The following is a 21,588-nucleotide window of genomic DNA, read 5'->3' as shown; positions in this document are numbered from 1 at the left end:
CTCCCAGAAACGCAAAAAAGCCCGCCATCAGGCGGGCTGAGGAACAGCGATCGGGACGCGGTGGACCGCGACGGATTTTCGTGGTGCCGAATGGGCTATGGCGCTCCGGCGGACGGGCCAATCAGTCACATGGCTTGCGAGTTGCGCTGTGGACCTTCGAGGCTGCCGGGTAATCAGTTCCCGTACGCCGCGCAGAGGCGGTGATCAGAGTGAAGGGCCCCGCGACGACAAGGCCTCGTCAGGCCGCTGCTGCCTGACGTGGCACGGCTGCGGCGGCACTGCTGGTGGCCGTTATGCGCGACTGCTGGCGCAGCTTGCGGCGAAGCCATGCTTCCTGCTGGTCGATCGACGAGCCTTCCAGGGCTTCGTAGTGCACGCTGCTGTCGGTCATCTCGATCGGCGGCAGTTGGGCGAGTGTCCACATGCGGGCGTAGAGGCCGGCGGCGGTGGTGTTCAGCGGTGCCCGGAGGCTGGTTTCGCTCAGTGCGATGCAGCACTCGGCGGCGGTGCCTGGTCGGGTGTCTTCGCGGCGTGCTACCCGGTCGAGCAGTTCCCGGCAATGCGACCGGTACACAGCCTCCGAGCGGCTCATCAGGTCATGTGTCGGTGTGAGCAGCAGGAAGCTGTCCCAGATGCGGTCGGCGGCGTAGCGGTGTCTGCGTCGTGCCGCTTCGATCTCTTCCTCGGCCCATTCCATCGCCTGGAACAGCGGAGTGAGTAGGTCTTGCAAGTCGTTGATATCGGGCAGGGACACGGATTCCTCCTGTGAGGGCTGTGATTCGAGGGGTGTTGGCGAGGCCGGGGAGGTGGTGAGCCGTTCCGGGGCGCAGGGCACCGTCACCGGGTGGCCCGTAGGCCGTTCTCGTCCGGGGAAGGAGGGGCGAGGTGGGAGGCATGGTTGGCCTGCCACCGTTGGGGAGGCGCGGGATGCGTGTGGTGGGTCAGCCGGTGGTGACCTGGATTGCCTCGTACACCCCGCCGGGGCCCACGACCCCGGCGTCGAAGGTCGCGTACGCGTGCGGGTTCGTTGCGAAGATGACCTCGAACCCGCGGTCGGCGGCGTCCCGGTGTGATGCGGCCCGGACGAGGAACTCCGGCATGTGCCGGGTGCGCCAACGGCCGTCATCCCACGACGCGGTACCGGTGATCTGGAACAACGACTGCTCCGAGCCGTCGGGGACGAGTGGCGGGTCGATTGCCGCGATGACGTCGGCGGCGAGGGCGACCAGCCGGGCGGTGCCGTCGGCGATCAACTGGTGACAGCCCGCCGACCAGGCGGAAGTGATGGGACCCGGGACCGCGCAGACGATCCGACCGGTCTGCGTCGCGGCCTGGGCGGTCAACAACGCCCGGCTGGTCACCATGGCCTCGACGACCACCGTGGCCCTGGTGATCGAGCCGAGCAGCCGCTCCTGGACCGCCCACCGCGCCCGACTCCGCGGGCATCCAGGCGGGAACGCGCTGACCACCGCACCGTGCTCCGCCACATCCGCCAGTAGTCCGGTCAGCTCGGCAGGGTAGGACTGGTCCAGGCCGTTGGCTACGACCAGCAACACGGGGCGTCCGGCGGCACGCGCGGCAAGCGCGGCGTGGGCGTCGGTGCCCGTCGCGGCGCCGGCCGTGACGGTCCAGCCGTAGGTCGCGAGGGCGTAGGCCAGGCCGGTCGCGGCCTGCTTGCCGTACGCCGTCCCACCGGGCGTGCCGGTGACCGTGATCGCCTCGCGCAGCAAACCGGCGACGTCAGCGTCACCGATCACCCACAAGCACGGCAGCGGATCGCAGCCGGTGCCCGCCGGCCAACCAGGATCGCCGGGAACCAGTTGCGTGATCCCGGCTTGGCGCGCCTGGTCGAGCAGAAGCCCGCCGAGCGCGAGGAGATCCGTCGGCGGGTCAATGCCAGCATCGGAGATGGTGGCCGAGTCCGGCGGGAAGACCCACCCGTCGGTGGGAAGGCCATGGACTTCGGCGGTCCCGCGCAGGTCGTCGGGCAGGGCACCCCCCACATACAGCGACAGCGCCGCTCGAACACTTCGGAAAACATGGTCATCGGAGGACATTTGCTCGGCTCCCAACGTTCGGGGGATCCCGGCGACCGCCGCGGGGGCGTGCCGTCGGGATGGGGACGAGCACGACAGGCCCGGCCGGGCACCGCCGGGGTCAAGCCAGACCGGCAGCCACACGCCGAGGATCTGTGGCCGAGCGAAGCGCCCCGGCGCAGCGCAGCAAGCCGGGCGGCCACGGATCCGAACGTGGGGCGTCGGCGGGCGGCTTGACGACGGCACGACCGACCGGGACCGTGCCGAGTCCCCACCCCGGCACCCCCACAATCGGGTGGCGGAGCCTGGTCACATCGGTGGCCGAAACATAGATCATCCCTTGATGAACGGGAACGAACGGTTCACCATTGGCGACGTGCACGGAAACGGTGACCGGCCAGGATTCGATGCGCGGACGGACACGCGCGGATGGCGGTCCCGTATTTTGAGACGGGGTGTTATGAGTTGCGGTCGCTCAGTTTCACCTGTCTTCAGGTGGCTCGCCGCCCGTTGACGCAGGTCAGGGCATGTCTGCACAGTGGTCCTCCCGGCAAGAACACGCGCGCCGGAGAACGATCGGACATGGGGAGAATCGATATGCCGTGCAAGGTGCGCTGGACGCCGGAGCAGGTACGAGAACTGGGGCTGGTCACGAGCCTCGAAACGGCTGGGCAAATCCTCGGCATTGGTCGCAGCAAGGCGTATGAACTCGCCCGTCACGACCAGTTCCCTGTCAGGGTGATGCGCGTGGGGCGGTGTTATCGGGTGGCCGTCCCCGGTATCCTCGCGCACCTTGGCGCGGAATGACTCCCTACCGGTGAACCTGCGGCCGAGCCTATTTGCCCGACGCCGGACACATCACGCTCCCGGTCGTGATGTGTCCGGTTTCGCTTGTGCAGGCCGGCCTGGCGCGTTCGCGCATCGGACGCGCGATGGATGCGCCGCCTGTCGGTCGACCGCCAGCAGAAGCGGACGCCGATGACGGAGGCGCCTGCCGCGTTGCGCAGATGGTTGTGACCGACTGCCTTCGGGCGCTATGCCGCCGGTCGATGTGGGCGTGGTGGGGCTGCGGGTCGATGGACGGCAAGGCACACTGCGTGCATGACGCAATACGGTGAGCAGGTGCCCGATCATCTGTTGATCAAGATTGAGCATCGGGACGATCCGGTGTCGGCGGTGTCCGAGGATGACGCGCGGCGCCGTTCGGTCGCCTATCCCAGGCTGATGTGGGGTGCCCCCGTCTTCGGCTCCGCTGAGGAAGTCGACGGCCGGTGGCGGATTCTGAGCCTGATTGGGAACCGGCCGCAGGGCACCCGTGACGGTCTGGGTTCCCACTTCCGTCGGCTGCTGAGCGAGACGCCGGACACCGCCGAGACGGCGGTGGAGCGCAAGGAGTACGAGGCGGCGATCCGGCTGCTGGACTGGGAGGTGGTCAACGACCTCACCGTCAATGGTCGCCGTTACCGGATCATCCGCGCCCAGCCCTTCATCCGGATGGGACCGGACGGGCCGGAGCCGCCCCGGCCCACCGACCCGGACCCCCGCCCGGTGGGCAAGGGACGTGCGACGGGCTCGGCGGGATCGCAGATGGAGGGATTCGTCATCGACCCCGGCGCGAGCACCGGGTTGTCCGACGGGATCCTGCGGATGGAGCTCGTGCCCGCGATCTACAAGTCGGCGGGGGTGCTTCCCGACGAGGTACGGGAGGATTCGCGTCGGGCGTTGGTCACGCATCCGAACGTGGTGCTGTTACCGGTCGGCTTCACTCTCGGTGAGTACGTCGATGGGACGTGGCGGCCCCGGTCGTTCTCGATGGAACCGACGCCGGGGGCGGCCCGGGAGTTGGCGTCCTTCACGTTCGAAGACATCGTTCCGCACGAGAACGCGTCGTTCGAGGAGATCAGAGCCGCGTACAACCGTGCAATCGAGGAGTTCGAGGCCCCGACCACCGACGAGTTCGAGGTGAAGGGTGTCCGCTGCCGGGTGACCCGGGTCGAGTCGTTTATCCGGGTGGGCGCGGATGGTCCGGAGACGCCGCGGCCGTCGGACTGGGACCCGGAGCCGCCACCGGAGCTGCACTTCCAGCAACTGCGTGCCGAGGGCAGGATGCCCGATCTGGAGTGACCTCACCGGCCGCCGGTAGTCAGCGTCTGCTCCGGTTGCGGATGGAGGCGAAGGCGTTGATGGTGGCCTTGTCGAGGTCGGGCAGGGTGTGCAGGTATTTCTCGCTGGTGGTGATGCTGGCGTGGCCGAGCCGGTCTTTGACCTTCTGCAGGTCGACGCCGGCGGCGACGAGCCAGGACGCGTGGGCGTGGCGTAGGTCGTGCGGCCGTACGTGGATGCCGATGTTGGCGACGGCGAGTGCCGGTTTCCAGATCTGGTTGCGGAACCACTCGCGGGGGATGTGGCCGTCGGCGTCGACGTGGCGTTGCCGGGTTCGCCGGGGGGTGTCCTTGCCGGTGTTGCGCCGGTTGGCGCGGTAGATCGCGAACGCGTCGCGGCAGTGCTGGCAGCGGCACTTCCCTGCGGTGTAGGCGCTGGTGGTGCCGTGCCGGTACTGGCGGCCCTGCTCGTTTGGTTCGGTGAGGCCGAGGGTGTCGGGGTCCGGCGGGGTGCGGGTGGTGGTCGCCGGGGGTGGGTTCTGCCAGTGGAAGATCAGGTCGTTGTCGCCGAGGCCGTGTTGGGTGATGTGGTGCAGGAGCCGGGCGAGGACTGCTTCGCTGACGTCGACCCGGCGCGGGTCCCGGTCCTTCGGGTATTCCTTGACCAGGAAGTTCTCGGCGTCGGGGTGGAACTTCGCGTCGATTTCGACGACGGCGCGGCGGATGGAGAAGACGCCGGTGCGTGGGTCGAGGTCGCTGACGCGTAGCTCGGTGAGCTCCCCCCAGCGCAGGCCGGTTTCGATGGAGGTCTCGACGAGCAGTTGCATGAACGAGTCGGGCAGTGCGTCGTAGATGACGTCGAACTGTTCCGGGGTGATGATCTTCAGTTGGCGTGCCGGGGCGTGCGGAGTTTTCACGCCTTTGCAGGGGTGGAAGAAGATGATCTGGTCGTTGAGCGCGGTGGTGAAGATGGCCGACAGGATGTTCTTGACGTTCTTGAGTGTCTTGGGTTTCATGCCGTCGGCGGTCATCTTGGCGACCCACTCCCGGATGTGGGTGGGGGTGATGTCGACCAGGCGCATGGCGCCGAAGTACGGGATGAGGTGCTTGTTGATCTGGTAGGTGTAGCCCTGGAGGGTGGATGCCTCGATGACGTGGTAGGGCAGCCATTGTTCGATGACGTACCGGTCGAAGGTCTGCCGGCCGCGGCGGGGGTCGCCGATGCGGCCTTCGGCGCTTCTGACGTCGGCGGACCGGGCGGCGGCCTCGGCGTCGCGTTTGACGGTGTAGATGCCCTGGGTTTGCTTGATCCCGTTCCGGTCGCGGTAGCGGGCGTAGTAGGTCCTCTGGCCGGTGTCGGCCTGGTGTGGCTCTACCCAACCCATGGCGGTCGCCTGAGGGCATGGTGGTGACGGGTCGGCGTGGACATGAGGGGTGGGTCCTTTCGGGATTCACCGGATGCCGCGCGGTGAGGGGTGCGCGGCATCCGGTGAGGTGGAGCAGGAGCGCGAGGAGCAGGGGGATCGGGGTCAGGCGTCGAGTTCGCGGAGCAGGTGCCCGATCTCGTCGGGCGTCGCGTCGTGCAGCGCGCGGCGCAACCTCGCGATCGGGTCGTGGTCGCGGCTGTGACCGGTAGCGGAGCCCGCCACGGTGCTGCTGGTACGCGCCGCCCTGGCCGGTGCGACGGTGTCGCGGGCGGACCGGACCGGGACACGGGGGAGGTCCACCCCGGAGCAGGGGTCGACAGGCAGGATCTGGAACTGCACGGCCCGGCGGGTCGCGGACGCCAGGACCCGGAAGTGGTTGCGAACCGTCCGAGGGCTGTAGTGGCGTTCGTCGACGAGCCAGCGCACCCAGTCCGCGACCATCTCCCGGGTGAGTTCGCTGGCGTCACGGGTGCCGAAGAACGGGCTGATGCTGGTGCGGCACACCGACCGCAGACAAGCGGCGGTCGAGTACCGCAGCGCCAGCGCCCGGTCGTCGATCGACTGCTCGCACAGCCGCGCGACCGTCAGCGGTTCCGGCGCGGGCGTGGTGCTGCGGCTGGTCTGGAACTCGATGGCGTCTCGGCGGTTGGTGAACGTCCGCTGCTTGCGGTGGTTGGTGGCGGGGTCACGCCAGGTCACCCGGTACTGGTTGGGGCGGTCCTTGTGGCAGGGCATGAGGGGTACTTCCTTCCGGGGTTCGGTGGGAGGGCGTGAGGGATCGCCCCACGAGCGCCGGGCGCCGCGCGGGGTGGATCAGGGTGTGGGGTATCGACCCGGCGGTCAGGACCGTCCGGGCTGCATGAGGATGTGGGTCATCGCCCCGTGTGCCCGCAGGGCGTCACAGGGTCAGGCGGGTGGGGTGAGGGGTTAGCTGGCGGGTAGCCGGGCGAGGTAGCTGTCGATCGTCTTCAGCAGGTCCTCGCGGCTGGTCTCGCCGTCGACTGCGGTGCGCAGGTCTTGCAGCAGGTCGCGGACCTGGCCGCGGGTCTGCCGGATGATCTGGTCGCTGTCGGCGAGGAAGTCGTCGAGCATTCCTGCCGCGTTGCGGAGGAACTCGGATTTCAGATCAGCGTTGGTTGTCGACCCGGTGTCGCCCAGCACTTCGGCGCTGACCTGCTCGTACTGGGTCGAGTCGGTGAGGGGGAGGGGCTGGCGGCCGCGTACCCACGCCAGGAACGCCTCGGAGTCGATGACCACGGCGGGCGCGAGTTGGACCCGGTCACCTTCCGGCGGGGCGAGGAAGAACTCCGGCGGCACGCCGAGGGCGAGGGACAGCAGAAGCATCTCCTCGACGGTGACCGCCTGCTGCCGGCGCCCCGCTTCCAGGTTCTGGAGCACGTTGGCGCTGAGCTTCGTCCCGCCGCCGGTCATCGCGGCGAGCCGGTCGGCCAGCTGGTAGGTGCTGATCCCGCCCAGTCGGGCTCGGCCGTCCTTGAGCCGGCCGATGATCAGTGCCCCCGGACTGATGGGCGCAGTCACCTGGGCAGGCGCCTCATCCGCATCGCGTGCTGTCATGGAGACAGTATTACTCGTCCCCTTGACAGCACGCAAGCCCCTCGTGCAAAGTCTGCGTCCTAAGCGACAGAGGCGCAGGTCAGTCTGCCGTCTCAATGACAGCACGGAGTGGATGATGGACGAGTCGAAGATGTGGACCCACGAACAAACAGCCCGCTACCTGGGCATCGAGGAGCAAACCCTCTACTTCCTCAACCACCAGCGTAAAGGCCCCAAATATTACAAAGTCGGGCGCTACAACCGGTACCGCAAGGCCGACGTCGACCACTGGCTCGAAACCCAGTGCCTACCCCGCTGACCCACGTCGACCCCTCGCCTGGAGAGCCCGATGAATTGCCACACCCGGTTCCGTCTGCACTACATCGACGACTCAGGATCAGCCGACACCGGCTACACCACCTTCACCTGGCTCGCCCTCGCCCCGGAAAGCTGGGCCGCGGCCCAACAGCAGTGGCTGCGGTTCCGCGCCGACCTCTACGCCCGACACCGCATCCCACCCGGCGCCCGCCTCCACGCCACCGACCTCACCAGCGGCCGAAGCCGACCATCACTGAACCCGGACTTCAGCGTCCGCACCCACGGACTGACCATCGTCCGCGACGGCCTCGACGTCATCGCCGCGATCCGGGGACTGACCGTCGGCACCGTCTACCGCCACGGCGGACACCCCAGCGAAGCCAAACGCGAGTTGTACCGGGCACTGGTCAACCACCTCGACGGCGAACTCCACCGGACCGGCCACATGGGAATGATCTTCATGGACGGCGACGGCAGCGACCACCGCTACGCAGGCGCACACCGCGAACTCCACCCGGACACCCGCGGGCTCATCGAAGCCCCCGTCTTCCGCTCCGCCGAACACGACCAATGGGTCCAAATGGCCGACTTCGCCGCATGGAGCGCCTACCAGTCAATCCTGCGCAAGCCCACCAAACGACGCTTCTGGAACTGGTACCCGCGCACCCTCGGCCCCCTCGACCCGCACGGCCCACTCGCGCTCTAGCACCACCCCGGGCCGCCACCCGGACGACGGCGGGAAAACAGCAGGACCTGCACATCCACGAGCGTGGGGCAGGTCCGCCCGGCCACCGTAACACGCGCCCCACCGCCCATAAGCGGGTGGAGCGACGCGGACGACCACAGGACCACCGCACGGGAGAACAGCCATGACCACCCTGCCGCACTTCGCCACCCTGCCCGGCGACTGGAACACCCTGTTCCTCGGCAACGGCACATCAATCAACATCTGCACCGGCTTCTCCTACAACAGCCTCTACGAAGAAGCCGACCTCTCCATCGCCGCAGCCCAGCTCTTCGCCGAATTCGACACCACCAACTTCGAACTCGTCCTGCAACTCCTCGGCGCCGCCCGCCGCGTCGGCGCGACCCTCGGCAGCCCCCGCAACGGCCAACGACTGATCGACGCCGAATACGCCAACATCCGCGAAGCACTGTTCGCAGCCGTCAACGCCACCCACATCCGCCACGACGAGATCCCCGAGAAGACTCTGCGGGCGATCGCCGGGGAACTGCTCAACTACCGGCGAGTCTTCACCACCAACTACGACCTGCTTGGCTACTGGAGCCTCATGACCTGCCGCCAGCGGGCCGAGGTCACCGACTTCTTCTCCCGCGGCGGCGACCGCAACCAACCGCTCACCTTCGACCTGACAACCCCTGCGCGTTTCCTCGGCCGCACCCAACTGCTGCACCTGCACGGCGGCCTGCACCTCTGGCAGGACGAACGCACCGGCACCACCGGCAAGTGGGAACACGAAGACGGCGGCAGACTCCTCGACCTGGAGAAGCGCTACCTCGACCACCCCGAACGGCAAGCCCTGCTCGTCAGCGAAGGAACCAGCGCCGACAAACTCCGAGCCATCCGCCGCAGCGACTACCTCTCCTTCGCCCTACGCCAACTCGCCCTCGACCACGACGACCTGGTCATCTTCGGCTCCAGCCTCAGCCCACAAGACCAGCACATCGTCGACGCCATCGACAACGGACCGGCCCGGCGCATCGCGATCTCGATGCGTGCAGACGCGGGCGCCCGCAGGCAACAGCGACGCATCGCCGAACTCACCGACCTGTTTCACGACCGGCACCGGGTCATGTTCTTCGACGCCGCGACACACCCGCTCGGGCACCGACACCTGAACGTACGATGACCGTCCCGTGGGCTGCTGCCGCCCGGCGCGTTCCCAACCAAAGCCCGGCCCGAGGACCGGGCGCGCAAGGGAACCGAGACCGGGCTCGCGACCGGCGACACCGACACCGTCCACCGCCGCTGCGAGGGTCGCGAGAGCCGGGCTCCCTTGCGCGTCGGTCCGGGCCGGGCATGGTGCGGGACGCGACGGGAACGGCAGCCACCACGGCGACGAGCCAAGCCCGGCTGAAGCAGGTTGGGCTGGTCGGCGCGCAGCAGTTCCTGGTGTCGGGGGTACGGCTTGGAGTGCAGAGCCAGGTACACGATGAGCTACAAAGATCCACAAGTCGCCGCATCGACGTCGGGTGCATCGAGGACTGCCGTCGGCCACCAGGACGGCTGCCTGATCTAACTACGTTGGGTCACAGGAGGTCGGAAGGATGAGCGTGGATCGCGGCTAGATGCGGACTCGTCCACTGCGCGAGGGGGTTATCCCTCGGCAGCGGGTCGGCTCCGCACCACCAGCTCGTCGATCTCCAAACGGCCGACGCGCAGCTCCCGCACCACCGCCCGGCGGATAGCTAACCGCCCGATGACCAGCACCCCAACGGCCACGGCCCCGACGGCCAGCGCCCCGACGGCCAGGGCGCCGAGCGACGCCGCCCCCGCAGCCCGCGCGCCTGTAGCCGCCGCGCCCGTCGCCACCGCACCGTCGGCGCGCGTCCCGGCCAACCGCATCAGGCGAACCTCTCGCTTCATCCCCCCATTATCCGCGCACCGCCGGCCGCCCGATCCCCACAGATCCCGGATGTCACCTCACCGCCCCTATCTTCGTCCGTACCGCCCGCCGCCAGTCGCTGCATCCGGCGCCGAAGGGCGGAGGTGAACGGGCGGGCCGAGTCGCGGCTTCACAGGCCAATCCGGCAGGCCGCGGCCAAGACAGTGTCCCGGCACTGCTGCGCCGCATCGCAGACAGCATCGAACAACGGCCCGGCATCGAAGTCCAGGACGTCACCCTGCACAGCGAGGTCACCGCCGACGGAGCCGACGGGCCGCGCGCTATCTGCGGCAGAAGAGTGCGGCGGTCGCGCCCGGATGTGCCGCTTCGTACTCGCTGTCGACGCGGCGGGAGTAGCGACGGAAGTAATTGATGTCTCTTGATCGGTGTCACGCCTGATGTCGAAGGCACAACGCTGACGACATCAGGCGTGACATGGATCTAACTCTGCCCAGTGATCAACTGCCGGGCCATTCTGGCGATGGGTAGCGCGGCGGGCGGGTCGTAGTTGCCGAGCACCACGGAGGTCCATCGGCTGTCGGGAAAGATCTCGAGGTTGGTGGAGATTCCGGGGGATCCGCCGCCGTGGCCGAAGGTCCATTGACCGCTGGCGACTGTTCCGATCGGGCCGTAGCACTGCAGTGTCACCGGCGGCGGTCCCGGCAGCGGCGGCGTCCCGGGTGGCGGCGGCATCGGCACCTTTCCACTGGCGTAGAGCTGGAGGAATGGCGCATCGATCAGCTTGCCGCCCAGCAGCGCTTGGGTGAAGCGGTCAAGGTCGGCGCAGGTGCAGAAGGCCTCGCCGGCCGGGGTCCCAATGAAGTAACGGCTGTCGATGTCATCGACTTGCTTGCCCGACTCCGGCCTGGTGTAGGGATGGGCGATCCGGGGATCGGTGAGCCACTGCGGTTTGGTGTAGAAGTCCGAGCTGCTCATCCCGGCGGGCCGGAAGACGTTTCGCCGCACATAGTCGTAGTAGGACAGCCCGGATACCTTCGCCACGATCGCCCCGAGCAGGTGGAATCCGGCATTGCTGTAGGCGTGTGAGGCCCCGGCGGGGAACGTCACCGGCATCCCCCGGATGATCTGCGTGATCCCGTCCATGACCTGCTGGGCGCTGCTCCAGGTGCGTGCGGTCTCCCAGAATCCGGGCACCATGTGGAAATCGCCCAGCCCGGACGTATGCGTGAGCAGGTGGTGGACGGTCACCGCCTCCCCGACCTCGGGCGCGAAACCGTCGAGGAGCGGGCCGAGCTTGGCGCCGAGGGAGAGCTTCCCCCGCTCCACGAGCTGTACCACGCTCAACGCGGTGAGCACCTTGGTCACCGAGGCGAGGGCGAAGATGGTGTCGGGCCCGTTGGGAATGCCCAGCGCTTTGTTGGCCATGCCGTATGACCGGCTGAGCACTCGCCGCCCGCGGTGGGTGAGCAGCAGCGAGCCGGAGAACTCGTCCTTGACCGCCAGCTCGGCGACGAATTTGTCAAGCTCCCCACCCGGTTTGAGGCCATCGGGCACCTTTGCGTAACCCGGGTCCGCTCCGGCCGGGTTCCCGATCGCCAGGGCCAGCGGTGCCGCGCCGGCGAGCGAGAGGATCGTTCTTCGTGTAGTGGTCATGAGCCATAGGTCTACCGGTGGGCGCGTATGGCGGGCCGATCGAGCGACCATACGTGATCCATAGGTGGGCTCGCGCATACTTGTCCAGTGCGGGTGCTGCTGGTGGAGGATGAGCAGCCGCTGGCCGGTTATGTCGCGGTCGGGCTGCGCAAGCACGGGTTCGCCGTCGACGTGGCGTTCGACGGCCGGTCCGCGCTCGACAAGTGCGAGCTGACCGCCTACGACGTGGTGGTGCTCGACCGCGATCTGCCGGTGCTGCACGGGGATTCGGTGTGCCGGTGGCTCGCGCAGGACGGCACCGCCCGGATCCTGATGCTGACCGCGTCCGGCACGGTCGAGGACCGGGTGGGCGGCCTGAGCCTGGGCGCGGATGACTACCTGGGCAAGCCGTTCGCCTTCTCGGAGCTGGTGGCGCGGGTGCGTGCGCTGGCCCGGCGCAGCACCCCGGCGCGCCCTCCCGTGCTGCGCCACGCGGACGTGGTGCTCGACCCGGCGCGCCGCGCCGCCGAGCGGGCCGGGCGGCTGCTTTCCTTGACCCCCAAGGAGTTTGGCGTCCTGGAGGAACTGCTAGCGGCGGGCGGCGATGTCGTCAGCGCGGAGACGTTGCTGGAGAAGGTGTGGGACGAGCACGCCGACCCGTTCACCAACGCCATCCGTATCACGATCGGGACGCTGCGCCGCAAGCTGGGCGATCCCCCGCCCATCGAGACGGTGACCGGCGCCGGATACCGGATGATCCCGTGAAGCTCACGCTTACCGCCCGCGCCCGGCTCACCGTCCTCTACACCGGACTCGTGCTCGCCGCAGGACTCGTCCTGACCGGGTTGACGTACCTGTTCATGCGGCACCGTCTCGGGCAACGGTTGGTGCGCATCGACCTTCGGGGCCCAGACGGCACGGTCCAGACCGCCCCGCGCCCGGAGGACCTGCTGCCGGATCTGGACCGGTTGCGGGGCGCGACCCTGCACGAGCTGCTGATCCAGGCGCTGACCGCGCTCGCCGTGGTGACCGCGCTCGCGGCGCTGCTGGGCTGGCTGGTGGCGGGGCGGGTGCTGCGCCCGATCCGCGCCATCTCCGCCACCGCGCAGCGCCTTTCGGCGGAGAACCTCTCCGAGCGGGTTCCGGTCAACGAGCCCCGCGACGAGCTGGCCGCGCTCGCCGCGACGGTCAACGGCATGCTCGACCGGATCCAGGCCGGGGTGGCCAGCCAGAAGCTGTTCACCGCCAACGCCGCGCACGAGCTGCGAACCCCGCTGACCACGATGCGCACCGCGATCGACGTCACCCTCGACGGCGAACCCAGCCGAGATGAGCTGATCACGATGGCGCAGGACATTCGGACCGCGATCGGCAAGAGCCAGCGCACACTCGACGGGCTGCTCGCACTGGCACACAGCCAGGCAGCGACAGGACGGCGGCGCCTGGTCGACCTGTCGGATCTTGTCAGGGTCCCAGACCAGTCAAACCTGCGGCCAGCCCCCGTGGTCGGCGACCCGGTGCTGCTGGAGATGATGGTAGCCAACCTCGTAGACAATGCCTGGCGCCACAACGATCCCGACGACGAGATCAAGGTGGAGACCGGGGTCGAGGGCAGCAAGGCGTTCCTGCGCATCTCCAACGGCGGCCCGGTGATCGCTCCAGGCCAGGCCGAGCACCTGCTCGAGCCGTTCGTGCGCGCCGAGGGCGGCCGCACCGGCGGCCAGGGCGTAGGGCTCGGGCTGGCCATCGTGCACGCGATCGTCCTGGCCCATCGGGGCCGGATCCGCCTAACCCCGCGCGACGGCAGCGGGCTGTGCGTGACGCTGCACTTCCCTCTCCCGGATGCGGGCAGCACCTTTCTGAACCGATGAACGACTTCCTCGATGGCGTGAAGTATGGTGCTGCTGGCGATCCTGTCGTACACAGCGCGCTGATGAACTCTCATCGGCTACTTATGTACTGGTGCTACGACCGCAGCCAGGCCAGGCTTGGTCGAGGTGACCGGCGGGGTAGCTCTCTCATCGGCTGCCCACCGCGAGTTGGTGTGGCTCTCATTTGGCATGCGTCCTGCCGGTCACCGTGGCGCGGAGAGGCTCAAGAGGGGTCTGCCCAGCTCGAAGTAGCGCTGCCCTCCTCGCCGGATTCAGCCCGGTTTGATCGAGGAGGACGAGCGTGGGACGCGTCATCATCGGCATGGATCCGCACAAGCGGTCCGCGACTATTGAGATCATCAACGACCGCGAGCAGATCCTTGCCCAAGGCAGATTCGCCACCGACCGTGATGGCTACCAGGCGATGCTCAAGGTCGGCCGACAGCACAAGGACCGTGTTTGGGCGGTCGAGGGCTGCAGCGGCATCGGCCGGCACATCGCTCAACGCCTCGTAGCCGACGGGGAGACTGTGATCGACGTGCCGGCGAAGCTGTCCGCGCGGGCCCGGGTCTTCGACACCGGTCAGGGCCGCAAGACCGACCCGGTCGACGCCCACAGCGTGGCCGTCGCGGCGTTACGCGCCAAGGGCTTACGGGAGGTGGCCGTCGACGACGCGACCATCGCGCTGCGACTACTGGTCGACCGTCGCGATGGTCTTGGTCATGCCCGTACAGACCTACTCAACCGCATTCACAAGTTGCTCCTGGAACTGGTGCCCGGCGGGGCGAAGACGTTCCTGTCCGCCCCGCAGGCCCGGACACTACTCAACACGGTCCGACCCCGTGACCTGGTCGGATCCACCCGCCGGCGACTCACGTCAGAACTCATCACCGAGCTGGCCCAGGTCGACAAGAAAATCAAGGCCGCGAACAAGGAGCTCAGCGAACTCGTCGCCGCCACCGGCAGTGGTCTGCAGGACCTCAACGGCATCGGCCCGTCCGGCGCCGCCCGGCTGATCGGCGACGTCGGTGACGTCAGCCGGTTCGCGACCCGTGGCCACTTCGCCGCCTGGAACGGCACCGCGCCTCTGGACGCCTCGTCCGGCGACCAGAAACGCCATCGACTGTCCCGGGCCGGGAACCGGCGCATCAACCGGGTCCTGCACATCATGGCCATCGTCCAGATGCGGCACGACACCGAAGGTCGCGCGTACTACCGGCGCAAACTCGCCGCGGGCAAGACCCCGATGGAGGCCATACGCTGCCTGAAACGACGCCTGTCCGACGTCGTCTACAAGCAGATGATCAAAGACGCCGCATCGGCGAGGACGGGCCCGGGAGGACACGTGGGGACGACTCTTCAATCCAGCGCGGCCGACCCAATCCCCATGGTCGACACTTCGGAACAGTCACTTCCCGGACCCGCCGAACCCCAGCCTAGAACACCGCTCCTCGCCGCCTCTTGACACAGAGGGGTGCCAGATCCGGAAGCGAGCGGCTCGCGACACTCGGGGAGATCCGTCACGCACGGTTATCGTCGGGGCACCTCCCGAGATCCGATAGTCAGCAAGATGGTCGATCGCTGGGGATGGGCTGACGTGCCCAGGGTGTGCACTTCGAGCCGTGTCGGCTGGCGGCGGGGCCGACCTCAGCCTCCGCAAACACCGGCTCCGCCGCCGATACGGATTTCGCCTCGTCCGCGGTCCCGGCTTTGCTCATCACCGGGAGCCGGGACGCTTCCTATCAGTCGAGGAAGGTACGCGAACGTACGGCGGCTACCTCCAGGACCGAAGGTAGAGGAGGCTCTCCACCTCCCGAGAACACGTACCGGGGTGAACCGGTTGGGCCAGCGTCGAGCCGGTAGACACCTTGGCCTCCGGTGATATGCCAGCCGAGAGCCGGGGGCGCACCCCTTCTCGGGTCGCTGTTCCGCACGACGTAGATCAAATATTCACACGCAGGGTTGAGCAGTGGCGCCAGTCCCGGATCCCGAGCCATTTCCGCGGACGCCTGCGTCAGGGGCATCCTGCCGGCCACGCGTACCTCACCCTTACGGCTGGTACGGGGTGCCGGAGCGACCCACAACACCTCCAAGACCCTGACCGTCGTCAGCGTGTACCGCATCGAGGGTGCCTCCGGCTCGGGCGGCCACGGATATTCGACCTTGGGTGTCGAGTCGATCGCCGACGCCCGGATGACCGCGTCGCTCTCCACGAGGAGATCCGTCCTGGTGTAGTCCTTGGCTCTCTGGACGAAGCTGTGTGGCGCCCGCTCCGGCTGGTGCTCCGGGCCGCACGCTGCCGGCCCCGGGATGCTTCCGCTGCCCGTCACCATCGTCGCGGACCCGCCCACGGTGAGCAGTGCAAGGGTTACCAGGCCCACCAGGGCCAGCGGGATCCTCCTGAGCATCGCCCACCTCGCCCTGGTCGCCGCCGACCGTATCGATGGCTCACGTGTTCACTGGTGCCAACGACTCGATGTCCTGCGACGACCCGCCGGTCGGTCGGTCTTCCTTGATGAAAACCAACACCACAGGTCGGCGTGCGGACTCAGGTGCCCAGGTAGATACGGCTAGACCGAGGCAACCTCCACCCGGGCCGCGCTAGGTCGTCGCGCAACAACCCCACCGAGTGCTACTACCCTCATCGGGTGGACGCCTGCGATCAGTATCCCTCGATGGGTGGGGGCTGTGTCGACAGTCACATCCGTTTCAAGATCATATGCGGGTGGCGCTCGCGGCAAGATCCCCATCCGGGCGTGGTCCGGGCAGACGTCCCACTACAGGGCAACATGAGGCGCCATCAGAGATCACGAAAAACCATGCCTGAGCTGGGAAAATAGACGCTCGACGCTCAGGGGTTTGAACCCTGGACGGGGCTCATAACCCAGAGGTCGCAGGTTCAAATCCTGTCCCCGCTACAAAGAAAAGAACCCGCCTCCCGAAACGGGAGGCGGGTTCTTGCCTGTTCGACCGGCAATAGGTGGAAAGCGGATCGTCCGACGTGGCACTTCGCGGTATCCGGGCGATCGTGAGCGGTGAAGGCGACCCGGTGCCGCCGGCCCGCCGGCTCAACTGGGGATGACACGGTCCCGCCGGAGTGTGTCGAACAGGTTGGCGAACGAGCTGAGGGTGTGGACGTAGTCGGTGAATCCCGCGCTCCGGCTGCGCGTCATGTCCGTGAAGCACTCGATCGGTCTGTTCAGGTCACTGTCGGTGTGCCACCAGGAAGCGACACGTGTGATGTCGGGCTCGGCAAGGTGTTCGCGCTCGGCCAGTCGGCGCCAGGTGTCAGCTGCGCCGGACATCTGCTCCTCAAGCGGTCGCGGCCGAGCCAGGTAGCCTTCCGGCTCGACGTCGAGCAGCTCCGCGATCCGTGGCCACATCCAGCGCCAACGGAAGAGATCTCCGTTCGCGGTGTTGTACGCCTGGCTCGGCAGATCGCCGGTCGTGGCCGCCCAGATCATCTGGCGCGCCAGCAGTCCGGCGTCGGTCATGTCCGTGACACCGTTCCATTGCACCTCGTTACCGGGGAAGACGAAGGGTCTGCCCTCGGCGCGGCAGAGAGCTGCCTGGACGGCCAGGGTCGTTCCCATGTTCATGGCGTTGCCGACGGCATGCCCGATGATCGTGTGTGAGCGGTGCACGCTCCAGGTGAACCGGTACCGCTCGGCGGCCTTCCACAGCTCGTCCTCCTGGGCGTAGTAGAAGTTCGGCGCCGGTAGGCGGGGCTCTTCCTCGTGGAAGGGCGTGTCGCGGGTCTCCCCGGTGGCGTACGCCTCGAACGGTCCCAGGTAATGCTTGAGGCCGGTGACCAGCGCCACGTGGCGTACGTGTCCCGACGGTCCTGTGACGTCCAGGACGTGCCGCACCATGGCGGAGTTGACCAGGATGTTCTCCGCCTCTGTCGCCATGCGGCTCCACGCGGTGAAGAACACGTGGGTGAGGTCCAGCCCGGCCAGGGCTGACCGCACGGACTCCACGTCCGTCAGATCGGCCCGCACGGTCTCGACGCCGTCAAGAGGGGCGGCCGGGGCACGTCGGGACAGGCCGGCGACCCGCCACCCCCGTTCGGCGAGTTCCCGGCACAGGGCACGACCGGAGATCCCGGTCGCGCCGACCACCAGAGCGAAGTTCTCGCCACTGTCTCCCGTTTTCACGCGTACCTCCGTGCTCCCTGACCGACACGAGGAGCCGGCGGCGGGATCGGTGTTGGTGTCGAGAAGCCCGCGGGCGTCGGCCGAAGCCGAGGTGTTCTGACTGTATCGCCGGTTCCGGCCGGGTGTCGTAGGTGACGCCAACCCTGGGAGCTGGGTCACCGACCAGGGCGCGGGGTCGTTGACGACAAACGGCGAATCGGGTAAATCCCCCGCGAACGCGCGATGTGTTCACCCGGTCGAGCCGGCCACGATCGGGTGGTGACCAGTGATATGCCGCTCGCCCGTACCCGGGCCAAGCTCGCGGCCTTCGTCGCGCTCGCCGCCGCCGGTGCCGGTGCCGGTATCTCCTGGTGGGCCGTTGGCGTGCTCCTGCTGACCACCGCCGCGATCGTCGTGGCTGCCGGCCTACTGGGGGGACCACGACTGGTCCGGGCCCTGCTGTGCCTGCCATCCCGGCCGCAACCCGTGCGGCACCGAACCGAGAGGACGAAGCCCGATGCCCGACTCCGCTCGTCAGGACGTACCCCAGCCCAGCCGAGGTGACCAGGGCGGATCCGACCCCGGTCCACGCAACGTGGGGCTGGACCGGCAGAACCCGGACCTGTTGGTACCGCCGACCACCGACAGCGGCACCGTGCCGAACCTGAAGTTCTCCTTCTCCATGGCGCACACCCGGCTGGAAAAGGGTGGTTGGACCCGCGAGGTGACCCAGCGCGAGCTGCCGATCGCCACCCAGCTCTCCGGCGTCGACATGAGGCTCGAACCCGGGGCGTACCGGGAACTGCACTGGCACCAGCAGTCCGAGTGGGCGTACGTGCTCGCCGGCAGCTGCCGGATCAGCGCCGTCGACCACGAGGGACGCAACTTCCTCGACGACGTCCAGGAAGGCGACCTGTGGTTCTTCCCGAAGGGCGTACCGCACCACATCCAGGCACTCGCCGAGGGAGTGGAGTTCCTGCTCGTCTTCGATGACGGCGCCTCCTCGGAGAACGGCACCTTCCTGATCAGCGACTTCTTCGCGCACGTACCGAAAGAGGTGCTGGCGAAGAACTTCGGCTGGACCGTGGACCAGTTGGAGAACCTGCCCGAGCGGGAGAAGTACATCTTCAGCGGCGAGGTGCCCCCTGCCCTGAGTGCCGACAAGGTGGTCAGCCCGACCGGCGACGTGCCCCGTACGTTCAAACACCGGATGCACGCGCAGGCGCCACAACGGTTCAAGGGTGGCTCCGTACGGATCGTCGACCAGACCAACTTCGCCGCCGCGAACACCATCTCGGCGGCACTGGTGGAGATCGAGCCGGGCGGCATGCGTGAACTGCACTGGCACCCGACCGACGACGAGTGGCAGTACTACATCTCCGGCTTCGGGCGGATGGGGGTGTTCGCCAGCACCGGTCTGAACCGTACGTTCAACTACCAGGCGGGCGATGTTGGGTACGTGCCCTTCGCGTACGGCCACTACATCGAGAACCTCGGCGACCAACCGTTACGGTTCCTGGAGATGTTCCGTAACCCTCGCTTCGAGGACATCTCGTTGGCCCAGTGGATGGCGAACACGCCGCCGCAGATCACCGCCGACACGCTCAACCTGCCGCGCGAGATGATCGAGGCACTACCGAAGACAAAACAGCCGGTCGTACGCTGACCGCGAGACCGTACGGCGGGCGTCCCCAGCGGGTTGGGGCGCCCGTCGCGTCGAAACCACCCGGCCGGCGGGTCGCCGTTCAGGCCGGCGGATCAGCGGATTCGTCGTCCCAGATCCGGGCCAGTTCCAGCCGGCTGCGGATGCCGAGCTTGGCGTAGATCGCCCGCAGGTGACTGTCGACCGTGTGGAACGAGACGAAGAGCTGGGCCGCCGCCTCCCGTTTGGTCGCCCCGCCGGCCAGCAGCGCTGCCACCCGTACCTCGCCGCCGGTCAGCGAGTCGAGACCGGTCCGGGGCCGGGCGGATCGGGAAGACTGCCCGTCGAGGACCCGTTGGTGCCGTTGGGCGAGCCCCTGGTCGCCGGTGGCGCCGATCCGGCCGTAGAGCGCGGCGGACTCCTGCGCCGCGGCGGCGGCCTCGGCCGGGGGCACCTCGGGTGACCGGGCCAGGTCGAGCAACGCGTCGGCGAGCGCCGGTCGGGCGGTGGTGGTACGCAGCCGCGCCACCGCCTCGCGTACCGTCGCGGGATCCCCCTCCACCAGCCCGGTGGCGTGCCCGGCGATGCCCCACCAGAGCGGGTTGTCGACCTGCTCGGCAACGGTGCCCAGATGCCCGGCGACGGTACGCGCCAGCGCGGGCTCGCCGGCCCGGAGCAAGGCCCGCACCAGCACGGTTCCCCGGTGCGGCAGCCGGACCAGTTGAGTGAGCGAGTGGTCGAGTGCCTCGGCGGAGGAGCAGAGCAGTTCGAGGTGGCGTACCGGCTCAGGGTCCATCGCCGCCGCGCAGCCGAGCCGGATCCACTGCATCCGGTCCGGCCACCCGCTGACCGGCCGCTCCGCGTCGAGCAGGGATCGCGCCCGGTCCGGTCGGCCCCGGCGGATCAGTACCTCGACCAGCACCGAGAGCAGCTCCAGGCGTACCTCGTCGGGCAGTCGGCGCTCGGCGCGCGGATGGAGCGCGAGCCCGGCCCGCGCCTCGGCCTCCGGCAGCTCTCCCACGCTGAGCCGGAGCAGGCAGTCGAGCGCGGTCAGCATCGGCTCGACCACCGCGCCGAGCCGGTCGATCTCGGCGGTGGCGGCGGCGAGCGAGATGCGCGCGTGGTCGAACTCGCCGAACGCGAGCTGCGTCGCGATCCGGTCGACCCGGAGCAGGGCCGCCGGGCCTCGGGAGTCCGGCGCGTGCGGGTCGGCCTGCCCCAACAGCCGTCGGGCGGCCCGCAGGTCGCCCCGGCCCAGCGCGACCCCGGACCGCGCGAGCGCCAGGCGTACCGCGCCGCCGGGCGCCGGTGTCTCCCGTTCGGCCTGTTCCGCCTCGCCGAGCAGTTCCGCCACGGCCGGCTGACCGAGCGGGGCGACGATCGCCGCCAGGGTGGTCAGCAGCCACGCCCGGTGGATCGGCTGGGTCCGTTCCTGGGCCAGCGCCCGGTGCAGGTACGCCAGGGCGAGGGAGGGACGCCCGGTGGCGTGCCAGGCGCCCAGGCGACCGAGCAGGATCGCGCGTTGCTCTGGGCCGTCCCGGTCGGCCGCGATCTCCTCGGTCAGCACCGCCATAGCCTGTTCGGCTCGCCCGGCCAGCATCAGATGGTCGACGAGCGCCGGCAGCAGGCTCCGGTGGTGCTCCGGAGCGAGCGTGGGGCCGTACCGGACATGGACGGCGAGCAGCAGGTCAGCGGCGACGGAGGGGTCCACCGCCGGATCGACCGCGAGCCGGCTCACCAGGGCGAGGTCGAGGCGTCCCGTACCGGTGCCGGGGTGCTCCGGCCCGGTCGTTTCGACCAGCGCCCGTAACAGGTGACCGGCGGCGAGCGTCGGCGACGGGTGGGCCAGCACCGCCGCCGCCCGTACGTGTATCGCGCCCCGCAGCGATGGCGGGGTGGCCCGGAGCACCGCCCGCCGTACGGCGGGCGAGCGCAGGCGCAGCCCGCCATCGGAGTCGTGCAGCAGGTCGTACGCGATGAGCATCTCGATGTTCGCCTCAAGTGCGGGCCCGGACCGCCGCACCATCCGTTCGACGAACCAGAGCTCGCCCGGCGTCGCGCTGAACGCCAGCGCGCGCAGGATCGACCGCTGCACGCTGGTGAGCCCGGCCAGCGGACCGGTGCCGGCGGAGGCGGGGCCGTCGGCCGCCGTGCGGGCCGTCCGTGCCCTGGTCCTGCGGGTCGGTGGTCGGAGCCGGGTCGCTGATGGCCGGTTCAACAGTCGCCATTCGGGCACGAGACTTCCCTCCGTGGCAGCCGGTGGGCCTGGTCGACGGAGACGA

General features: G+C 68.6%; 20 protein-coding genes. 10 read left to right on the top strand and 10 right to left on the bottom strand.

The features are described 5' to 3' along the window. Positions 1–238: 238 nt before the first annotated feature. The gene (locus BDK92_RS12830) at positions 239–754 is read right to left on the bottom strand and encodes a hypothetical protein (RefSeq protein WP_147456973.1); all 516 of its coding nucleotides are present in this window, start codon (positions 752–754) and stop codon (positions 239–241) included. Between the two features lie 187 nt (positions 755–941). Then, positions 942–2,003, bottom strand: coding sequence for a DNA-processing protein DprA (locus BDK92_RS12825; RefSeq protein WP_211349195.1), 1,062 nt, complete (start codon positions 2,001–2,003; stop codon positions 942–944). Between the two features lie 615 nt (positions 2,004–2,618). Here BDK92_RS12825 and BDK92_RS12820 point away from each other — a divergent pair. After that, positions 2,619–2,843, top strand: a complete 225-nt coding sequence (locus BDK92_RS12820) for a DNA-binding protein (RefSeq protein WP_121156913.1) — start codon at positions 2,619–2,621, stop codon at positions 2,841–2,843. A 294-nt stretch (positions 2,844–3,137) separates the two neighbouring features. Beyond that, positions 3,138–4,160: a DUF5954 family protein gene (locus BDK92_RS12815; RefSeq protein WP_121156912.1), complete on the top strand. Its 1,023-nt coding sequence runs from the start codon at positions 3,138–3,140 to the stop codon at positions 4,158–4,160. A gap of 19 nt (positions 4,161–4,179) precedes the next feature. Here the strand turns inward: BDK92_RS12815 and BDK92_RS12810 are convergent, their stop codons facing one another. From BDK92_RS12810 to BDK92_RS12800, 3 genes are all read right to left on the bottom strand, one after another. Then, a complete protein-coding gene (locus BDK92_RS12810) occupies positions 4,180–5,523 on the bottom strand; it encodes a tyrosine-type recombinase/integrase (RefSeq protein ID WP_121156911.1) in 1,344 nt (447 codons plus the stop codon). A gap of 144 nt (positions 5,524–5,667) precedes the next feature. Further along, the gene (locus BDK92_RS12805) at positions 5,668–6,300 is read right to left on the bottom strand and encodes a phage integrase SAM-like domain-containing protein (RefSeq protein ID WP_121156910.1); all 633 of its coding nucleotides are present in this window, start codon (positions 6,298–6,300) and stop codon (positions 5,668–5,670) included. Between the two features lie 192 nt (positions 6,301–6,492). Next, a complete protein-coding gene (locus BDK92_RS12800) occupies positions 6,493–7,104 on the bottom strand; it encodes a hypothetical protein (protein WP_121156909.1) in 612 nt (203 codons plus the stop codon). A gap of 151 nt (positions 7,105–7,255) precedes the next feature. Here BDK92_RS12800 and BDK92_RS38965 point away from each other — a divergent pair, with 151 nt between their 5' ends. From BDK92_RS38965 to BDK92_RS12785, 3 genes are all read left to right on the top strand, one after another. Continuing rightward, a complete protein-coding gene (locus BDK92_RS38965; RefSeq protein WP_170208561.1) occupies positions 7,256–7,438 on the top strand; it encodes a helix-turn-helix domain-containing protein in 183 nt (60 codons plus the stop codon). 30 nt (positions 7,439–7,468) lie between these two features. Beyond that, positions 7,469–8,143, top strand: a complete 675-nt coding sequence (locus BDK92_RS12790; RefSeq protein WP_121156907.1) for a DUF3800 domain-containing protein — start codon at positions 7,469–7,471, stop codon at positions 8,141–8,143. Positions 8,144–8,306: 163 nt separating this feature from the next. Then, entirely contained in the window at positions 8,307–9,308 is a 1,002-nt protein-coding gene (locus tag BDK92_RS12785; RefSeq protein ID WP_121156906.1) for a DUF4917 family protein, read from the top strand. 467 nt (positions 9,309–9,775) lie between these two features. Here the strand turns inward: BDK92_RS12785 and BDK92_RS12780 are convergent, their stop codons facing one another. Both BDK92_RS12780 and BDK92_RS12770 read right to left on the bottom strand, forming a co-directional pair. After that, positions 9,776–10,045: a hypothetical protein gene (locus tag BDK92_RS12780; protein ID WP_121153555.1), complete on the bottom strand. Its 270-nt coding sequence runs from the start codon at positions 10,043–10,045 to the stop codon at positions 9,776–9,778. 460 nt (positions 10,046–10,505) lie between these two features. After that, positions 10,506–11,756: a serine hydrolase domain-containing protein gene (locus BDK92_RS12770; RefSeq protein WP_211349194.1), complete on the bottom strand. Its 1,251-nt coding sequence runs from the start codon at positions 11,754–11,756 to the stop codon at positions 10,506–10,508. A 9-nt stretch (positions 11,757–11,765) separates the two neighbouring features. On the opposite strand from BDK92_RS12770, the gene BDK92_RS12765 reads away from it, so the two are divergent. The 3 genes from BDK92_RS12765 (at position 11,766) to BDK92_RS12755 (ending at position 14,993) form a co-directional block, all read left to right on the top strand. After that, positions 11,766–12,422 (top strand): response regulator transcription factor, encoded by a 657-nt coding sequence (locus tag BDK92_RS12765; RefSeq protein ID WP_121156904.1) that lies wholly within the window; start codon positions 11,766–11,768, stop codon positions 12,420–12,422. After that, complete coding sequence (locus BDK92_RS12760; RefSeq protein ID WP_121156903.1) at positions 12,419–13,528, top strand: sensor histidine kinase; 1,110 nt, start codon at positions 12,419–12,421, stop codon at positions 13,526–13,528. Before BDK92_RS12765 ends, BDK92_RS12760 begins: the two co-directional genes overlap by 4 nt. Positions 13,529–13,829: 301 nt before the next feature. After that, the gene (locus BDK92_RS12755) at positions 13,830–14,993 is read left to right on the top strand and encodes an IS110 family RNA-guided transposase (RefSeq protein WP_121153563.1); all 1,164 of its coding nucleotides are present in this window, start codon (positions 13,830–13,832) and stop codon (positions 14,991–14,993) included. Between the two features lie 277 nt (positions 14,994–15,270). Here the strand turns inward: BDK92_RS12755 and BDK92_RS12750 are convergent, their stop codons facing one another. Next, the gene (locus BDK92_RS12750; protein WP_121156902.1) at positions 15,271–15,936 is read right to left on the bottom strand and encodes a hypothetical protein; all 666 of its coding nucleotides are present in this window, start codon (positions 15,934–15,936) and stop codon (positions 15,271–15,273) included. A 660-nt stretch (positions 15,937–16,596) separates the two neighbouring features. After that, complete coding sequence (locus tag BDK92_RS12745) at positions 16,597–17,685, bottom strand: SDR family oxidoreductase (protein ID WP_121156901.1); 1,089 nt, start codon at positions 17,683–17,685, stop codon at positions 16,597–16,599. 258 nt (positions 17,686–17,943) lie between these two features. Here BDK92_RS12745 and BDK92_RS12740 point away from each other — a divergent pair, with 258 nt between their 5' ends. Next, positions 17,944–18,228 carry a hypothetical protein gene (locus BDK92_RS12740; RefSeq protein WP_147456972.1) on the top strand — a complete coding sequence of 95 codons (285 nt, stop codon included), beginning with the start codon at positions 17,944–17,946 and terminating at the stop codon, positions 18,226–18,228. Continuing rightward, positions 18,182–19,330, top strand: a complete 1,149-nt coding sequence (locus BDK92_RS12735; RefSeq protein WP_121156899.1) for an oxalate decarboxylase family bicupin — start codon at positions 18,182–18,184, stop codon at positions 19,328–19,330. Before BDK92_RS12740 ends, BDK92_RS12735 begins: the two co-directional genes overlap by 47 nt. Positions 19,331–19,409: 79 nt before the next feature. On the opposite strand, the gene BDK92_RS12730 is transcribed toward BDK92_RS12735, so the two are convergent. Then, positions 19,410–21,542: a LuxR family transcriptional regulator gene (locus tag BDK92_RS12730; RefSeq protein WP_246016998.1), complete on the bottom strand. Its 2,133-nt coding sequence runs from the start codon at positions 21,540–21,542 to the stop codon at positions 19,410–19,412. Positions 21,543–21,588 lie beyond the last annotated feature (46 nt).

Origin of the sequence: Micromonospora pisi (genome assembly GCF_003633685.1) — a bacterium.
Classification (GTDB): Bacteria; Actinomycetota; Actinomycetes; order Mycobacteriales; family Micromonosporaceae; genus Micromonospora_G; species Micromonospora_G pisi.
Note: the sequence above shows the minus strand (reverse complement) of the source record. Positions and strands in the feature narration are given on the sequence as shown.

Coding starts and splice junctions, on each gene's coding strand:
- BDK92_RS12815 (WP_121156912.1), top strand. CDS start 3,138: ATGACGCAATACGGTGAGCAGGTGCCCGATCATCTGTTGATCAAGATT.
- BDK92_RS12770 (WP_211349194.1), bottom strand. CDS start 11,756: ATGCGCGAGCCCACCTATGGATCACGTATGGTCGCTCGATCGGCCCGC.
- BDK92_RS12820 (WP_121156913.1), top strand. CDS start 2,619: ATGGGGAGAATCGATATGCCGTGCAAGGTGCGCTGGACGCCGGAGCAG.
- BDK92_RS12790 (WP_121156907.1), top strand. CDS start 7,469: ATGAATTGCCACACCCGGTTCCGTCTGCACTACATCGACGACTCAGGA.
- BDK92_RS12810 (WP_121156911.1), bottom strand. CDS start 5,523: ATGGGTTGGGTAGAGCCACACCAGGCCGACACCGGCCAGAGGACCTAC.
- BDK92_RS38965 (WP_170208561.1), top strand. CDS start 7,256: ATGGACGAGTCGAAGATGTGGACCCACGAACAAACAGCCCGCTACCTG.
- BDK92_RS12780 (WP_121153555.1), bottom strand. CDS start 10,045: ATGAAGCGAGAGGTTCGCCTGATGCGGTTGGCCGGGACGCGCGCCGAC.
- BDK92_RS12735 (WP_121156899.1), top strand. CDS start 18,182: ATGCCCGACTCCGCTCGTCAGGACGTACCCCAGCCCAGCCGAGGTGAC.
- BDK92_RS12785 (WP_121156906.1), top strand. CDS start 8,307: ATGACCACCCTGCCGCACTTCGCCACCCTGCCCGGCGACTGGAACACC.
- BDK92_RS12805 (WP_121156910.1), bottom strand. CDS start 6,300: ATGCCCTGCCACAAGGACCGCCCCAACCAGTACCGGGTGACCTGGCGT.
- BDK92_RS12750 (WP_121156902.1), bottom strand. CDS start 15,936: ATGCTCAGGAGGATCCCGCTGGCCCTGGTGGGCCTGGTAACCCTTGCA.